Annotated in this window: 6 protein-coding genes; 3 read left to right on the plus strand and 3 right to left on the minus strand. The window is 74.0% G+C overall.

Translation table 11 applies throughout. The features are described 5' to 3' along the window. Positions 1–9 precede the first annotated feature (9 nt). Positions 10–900 (minus strand): TIGR01777 family oxidoreductase, encoded by an 891-nt coding sequence (locus tag GUY61_RS33980; RefSeq protein WP_166634172.1) that lies wholly within the window; start codon positions 898–900, stop codon positions 10–12. A 68-nt stretch (positions 901–968) separates the two neighbouring features. Here GUY61_RS33980 and GUY61_RS33985 point away from each other — a divergent pair, with 68 nt between their 5' ends. Further along, positions 969–1,580: a GNAT family N-acetyltransferase gene (locus GUY61_RS33985; protein WP_166634168.1), complete on the plus strand. Its 612-nt coding sequence runs from the start codon at positions 969–971 to the stop codon at positions 1,578–1,580. A gap of 100 nt (positions 1,581–1,680) precedes the next feature. Next, the gene (locus tag GUY61_RS33990; protein WP_166634169.1) at positions 1,681–2,502 is read left to right on the plus strand and encodes a peptidoglycan recognition protein; all 822 of its coding nucleotides are present in this window, start codon (positions 1,681–1,683) and stop codon (positions 2,500–2,502) included. Between the two features lie 102 nt (positions 2,503–2,604). Here the strand turns inward: GUY61_RS33990 and GUY61_RS33995 are convergent, their stop codons facing one another. Beyond that, complete coding sequence (locus GUY61_RS33995) at positions 2,605–3,120, minus strand: DUF4240 domain-containing protein (protein WP_166634173.1); 516 nt, start codon at positions 3,118–3,120, stop codon at positions 2,605–2,607. A gap of 98 nt (positions 3,121–3,218) precedes the next feature. Between GUY61_RS33995 and GUY61_RS34000 the strand changes: the two genes are divergently transcribed. Further along, positions 3,219–4,163, plus strand: a complete 945-nt coding sequence (locus GUY61_RS34000; protein ID WP_166634170.1) for an SDR family oxidoreductase — start codon at positions 3,219–3,221, stop codon at positions 4,161–4,163. 121 nt (positions 4,164–4,284) lie between these two features. Here GUY61_RS34000 and GUY61_RS34005 read toward each other — a convergent pair whose 3' ends face one another. Continuing rightward, positions 4,285–5,250, minus strand: coding sequence for a YafY family protein (locus GUY61_RS34005; protein WP_166634171.1), 966 nt, complete (start codon positions 5,248–5,250; stop codon positions 4,285–4,287). Positions 5,251–5,490 lie beyond the last annotated feature (240 nt).

The raw sequence follows: 5,490 nt of genomic DNA on the forward strand, positions 1-5,490 counted from the left end.
CCCCTGCCCCTACCGGAGGGCGGCGCGGATCGCGTCCTCGACCGTCGGAAAGGCGAAGGAGAAACCCGACTCCAGCAGGCGGCGGGGAAGGACGCGGTGGCTGCCGAGGACGTCGTCGGCGAAGTCGCCCAGGGCGGCCCGGAGTACGGGTTCCGGGACGGCGAAGAAGGCGGGGCGGTGCAGGACCCGGCCCATGGCGGCGGTCACCTCACGGTTCGTCACCGGATGGGGGGAGGTCAGGTTGACCGGGCCGGAGAGCCGTTCCGAGTCGACGAGGTGCCGCAGAGCGGCGACCTGGTCGTGCAGCGAGATCGGGCTCCAGTACTGGCGGCCGCTGCCCAGCCGGCCTCCGAGGCCCGCCTTGAACAGGGGGAACAGCTTCCCCCAGGCGCCGCCGCCGCTCGCGACCACCAGGCCGGTGCGCGCGTAGACCGTCCGTACACCGGCCTCCTCGGCGGGTGCCGCGGCCTCCTCCCAGTCCACGCAGACGCGGGCGAGGAAGCCGTCCCCGGGCGGCGCGTCCTCGTCGACCGCCCGGGAACCCGTGTCCCCGTAGTAGCCGATGGCGCTGCCGTTGACGAAGACCCGCGGGGGTATGTCGAGGGCGGCGACGGCCTCGGCGAGGGTCGCCGTGCCCAGGACGCGGCTGTCCCGGATCTCCCGCTTGTACTGCTCGGTCCAGCGCCGGTCGCCGACACCGGCGCCCGCCAGGTTGACCACGGCGTCACAGCCCACCAGTCCATCGGTCTGGATGAACTGCCGACGCGGGTCCCAGCGCACCTCGTCCTTCGTACGAGGCTCCCTGCGGATGATGCGGACGACCTCGTGGCCGTCCGTCAGGAGGGAGCGCACCAGCGCCGTACCGATGAGACCGGACGAGCCGGCGACCGCGATCCGCATGCGTACATCGTGCACGCAGCGGGCTCCTGCCGCAGACCGTGGGCGGACTCCGTGACACAGTGACACGCATGCCGGAGTCACCCATAAGTCGTATACGACTCTCCGCCACCGCCTTCGGCACGGGGGAGAGCCTCATCCGCAACGCCGTCCGCGAGGACGAGCCGGCCCTGGCCGGACTCGACCGCTCGGTGTGGTCGCCGCTGCACTCCGTGCAGGCGCGGCCGCAGCCCCCTTACGACCCCTTCTTCGACTCGGTCCACCGGCCGGAGGACTTCCTCGTCGCCGAGACCGGGGGCCTGCTCGCCGGTTACATCAGACTCGTCCGGGCGACGCCCCTCGCGTGCAACGCGCACGTACGCCAGATCCAGGGTCTCGCCGTCGCACCCTGGGCACGCGGGCAGGGCGTCGCACGCGCGCTGCTCGCGGCCGCGTGCGAGGAGGCGCGGCGGCAGGGGGCCACCCGGGTGACCCTGCGGGTGCTGGGCCACAACGCACCGGCCAGGAGGCTGTACGAGTCGGCCGGCTTCGCCGTCGAGGGGGTCCTGCCGGGGGAGTTCCTGCTGGAGGGCGCCTATGTCGACGACGTCCTGATGGGGCGCGCACTCGGGGAGCCGGGGAACCCCGGGGAGCCGGGAACCGGCGGCGGAGGCAGCGACGGGCACGACGTGCACGGAGCGTAGCCGCCCGGCGCGCGCGGTGAGCGCGCGCACCGCACCATGGTCGCAGGAGTGTCCGGCCTCCGTCCGGTGCCGGACCGCCGGAGCCGTCAGGAGCGCCACCATGCGCCTGTCCCGTGCGGCGCTGTACGGTGCCCCCGCCGTACTGGCGCTCGCGCTGCTGGCCACGCCACCCGGAGAGCCCCGTGCGGAGCCGGGAAGGCTGCCGCAGCCGTCCCCCGCGGTGCCGCCCGCCGCCCCCCACACGCTCAACGCTGCCCGGGGCCGCATTCCCGGCCCCGGATCGGTGCAGCCGCTGATCGTGTCCCGGGAACGCTGGCTCGGCAGCGCGGCCAGACCGCAGCCGGCTCCCCGCTACTCCGGCCGCGTGACGGCTGTCTTCATCCACCACACCGACACCCCGAACTCCTACGACTGTGCCGACGTGCCGCACACGCTGCGCAATCTGTACGAGGGCCAGGCGGGCGCCCGGCACTGGGACGACATCGGCTACAACTTCCTCGTCGACCGCTGCGGAACCGTCTACGAGGGCCGGGCGGGCGGCGTCACGAAGCCCGTCGTGGGCGCCCACACCCAGGGCTTCAACCACGGCACCACCGGGATCGCCGCGATCGGCACCTTCACCGCGGGCACACCGGTGCCGACGGCCATGACGGACGCCATCGCCCGGCTCGTCGCCTGGAAGCTCTCTCTCGCGGGCATCGACCCGCGCGGCAGGGTCTCGCTGGTCTCCACGCACGGGCTGAGCCGGTTCGCCGCCGGGGAGAGGGCCGTGATGGACGCCGTCTCCGGGCACATCGACGCCTTCGAGACGTCCTGCCCGGGGGCGGCGCTCCTCGAACGGCTCCCGGCGATCCGGCAGCAGGCGGCCGAGATCCAGGGCCGGAACCTCGCCGTGACCCGGACGGCCGCACCCCGCTCGTGACGGCATCCCGCTCGTGACGGCATCCCGCTTGTGAGGGGCCTGGTGGGGCGGGGACAGGCCGGTGACCGCGCGGCCGCACCGGTGCGTCAGCACGTCGGCACGTCAGTGCCCGAAACACTCCCAGAGCCTCGGGTACCGGCTCGCCAGCGCCCGGTCGTCATTCAGGTCCACGGGCGTGCCCAGCGGCTCCGCCGCCTGCGGCGTCCCGGTGCCGGGACGCCGCAGGCCGGTCAGCTGCTCGTAGGCGTCGTCCGCCGCGTACCCCAGTTCCTCCGCGTCCCCGTCCAGTTCCTCGTCGAACTCGTCCAGCAGCCCGGCCAGGGCGTCCGGGTCGTGCACCGCGCCCTCGAACACCTCCCGTCCCCGGCCGATCAGCCAGCAGCGGAAGGCGTCGAAGGCCTCGTCGTCCGCCCCGCCCAGCAGTACCGACGCCGCACCCCACAACTCCCAGGTGCGGGCGCGCTCGTGGCGGGACTCGAAGTGGCGGGCGAAGTCGAGAACGGAGTCCGGGTCCAGCCCGGTCAGCCGGTCCACGAGCAGGTCGGCCTGCTCCTCCGGGTCGCCGCCGGCGTCCGCCCGGGTGCTGTCGACGAGCTCCCAGAACTCCGTTTCGTCCATCACGCGACCAGCATCGTCCCCGCGGGCGTACGGCGCACGCGCACCTCGCCGTGAAAAGCCGGACAGTGGGTGTCGGGTATCCGTGCCACGGTCGTTCCATGACAACAGACGTGCCTGCACAGGCACCACTCGAAGGTACCGTCGCGCTGGTCGCCGGGGCGACGCGCGGCGCGGGCCGGGCCATCGCCGTACAACTGGGCGCGGCGGGCGCCACCGTGTACGTGACAGGACGCACGACACGGGACCGGGTCAGCGAGGTGGGACGGCCCACCGAGACGATCGAGGAGACCGCGGAACTCGTCACCGCGGCGGGCGGCACGGGCATCGCGGTCCCCACGGACCACCTGGAGCGCGACCGGGTGCGCTCGCTCGTCGAGCGCATCGACCGCGAACAGGGGCGGCTGGACGTCCTGGTCAACGACGTCTGGGGCGGGGAGCACCTGGTCGCCGAGGTGATGGACGAGAAGCCGAAGATGTGGGAGTACGACCTCGACAAGGGCATGCGGATGCTCGAACTCGGCGTCCGCACGCACATCATCACCAGCCACTACGCCCTGCCGCTGCTCGTGCGCCGGCCGGGCGGGCTGGTCGTCGAGGTCACCGACGGCACCGCCGAGTCCAACGAGGGCTATCGCGAGAACTTCTTCTACGACCTGACCAAGAACGCCCCGATCCGCATGGCCCTGTGCCTGGGCGAGGACCTGAAGGACGCGGGCGGCACGGCGGTCTCGATCACCCCCGGGTTCCTGCGCTCGGAGCAGATGCTCGACTTCCTCGGCGTCACCGAGGACACCTGGCGCGACGCGGTCGCCAAGGTCCCGGAGTTCGCGATCTCCGAATCGCCCGTCCTCGTCGGCCGCGCGGTCGCCGCGCTGGCCGCGGACCCGGACCGGCACCGCTGGAACGGACAGTCCCTGTCCAGCGGCCGACTCGCCAAGGAGTACGGCTTCCGCGACGCGGACGGCTCGCAGCCGGACGCCTGGGCCTACTTCAAGGAGGTCGTCTTCGGCGGTGGGAAGTCACCGGTGGAGGACTACCGGTAGGCCGGCCGGGCGGTGGGCCGGGCGGCAGGGCGCGGTGCCCGCGGGGGGCGGGGCGCGCCGGGCCGCTCCGTGAGGGCGCCTCCCACCGGTGAGGCTCGGCGGCCCGCGCCTGCTGCCGCGCCTACCGGTACAGCTCCGCGAGCCGCGCCGCCGTCCGCCCGAACCTGGCCCGCAGCTCCTCCGGCTCCAGGACCTCCGCCTCCGGGCCGAGCGCGAGCAACTGGGTGTACGCGACTTCCGCGGACTCGACGGGCAGCGTGACCGTGACCCGGCCGAGTCCGTCGGCGGGCGGCGCCGCCTCCAGGGCCTCGAGGGCCGCGGTCCTGTCCGTGGCGTACGGCAGGTGGCGGGTCCCGGCGTCCGTCAGGCGGACGACGACCTTCGTACGGAGGATGGAGCGCGCGAAGTCCGCCGCGCGCTCCTCCCAGAACGCGGCCAGATCGAAGTCCTCGTCCCGCGCGAAGCGTTCCGCGGATGCGGTCACCTCGGCGAACCGCTCGGTCCTGTACACGCGGAAGCTCCCGTCGACACGGGCGCAGAGGTACCAGACGCCGGCCTTCAGGACGAGGCCGTACGGCTCCAGCTCCCGCACCACCTCGTCGTTGTCGCGGCGGTAGCGGGCCGAGACCCGCCGGTCGTCCCACACGGCCTGCGCGATCACGGGCAGCAGCTCGGGAGTCCGGGGCTCCTGCCACCAGCCCGGGGCGTCCAGGTGGAAGCGCCGGGCCGCGGAGGAGGGCGCGTCCCGCAGGGAGGGGAGCAGCGCCGCCGACACTTTCAGCCGGGCGGCGGAGGCGGCGTCCTCCAGCCCCATCTCGCGCAGCGCGGTCGGCACCCCGGACAGGAACAGCGCCTCCGCCTCGCTGCGGGCGAGGCCGGTGAGCCGGGTGCGGTAGCCACCGATCAGCCGGTAGCCGCCGGCCCTGCCGCGGTCCGCGTAGACGGGCACCCCGGCCTCGGAGAGCGCCTGCGCGTCCCGCGTCACGGTCCGCTCGGACACCTCCAGCTCCCGCGCCAGCTCGGCCGCCGTCATCGACGGCCGGGACTGGAGGAGCAGCACCATCCTGATCAGCCGAGCAGCCCGCATGACGGCCATTGTGCCGTCTGCGCCACCGCGCCACGGCCGAGCCCCCGGCCCCGGCCCGCCGGTCGGCGCGTTGCCGGGGCTGGGCGGTCGGTGCGGGAGCAGGCTTCACGGCACCCGCCGGTCGGCGCGTTGCCGGGGCTGGGCGGTCGGTGCGGGAGCAGGCTTCACGGCACCCGCCGGTCGGCGCGTTGCCGGGGCTGGGCGGTCGGTGCGGGAGCAGGCTTCACGGCACCCGCCGGT

This window comes from Streptomyces sp. GC420 (assembly GCF_009916105.1).
Lineage (GTDB): Bacteria > Actinomycetota > Actinomycetes > Streptomycetales > Streptomycetaceae > Streptomyces.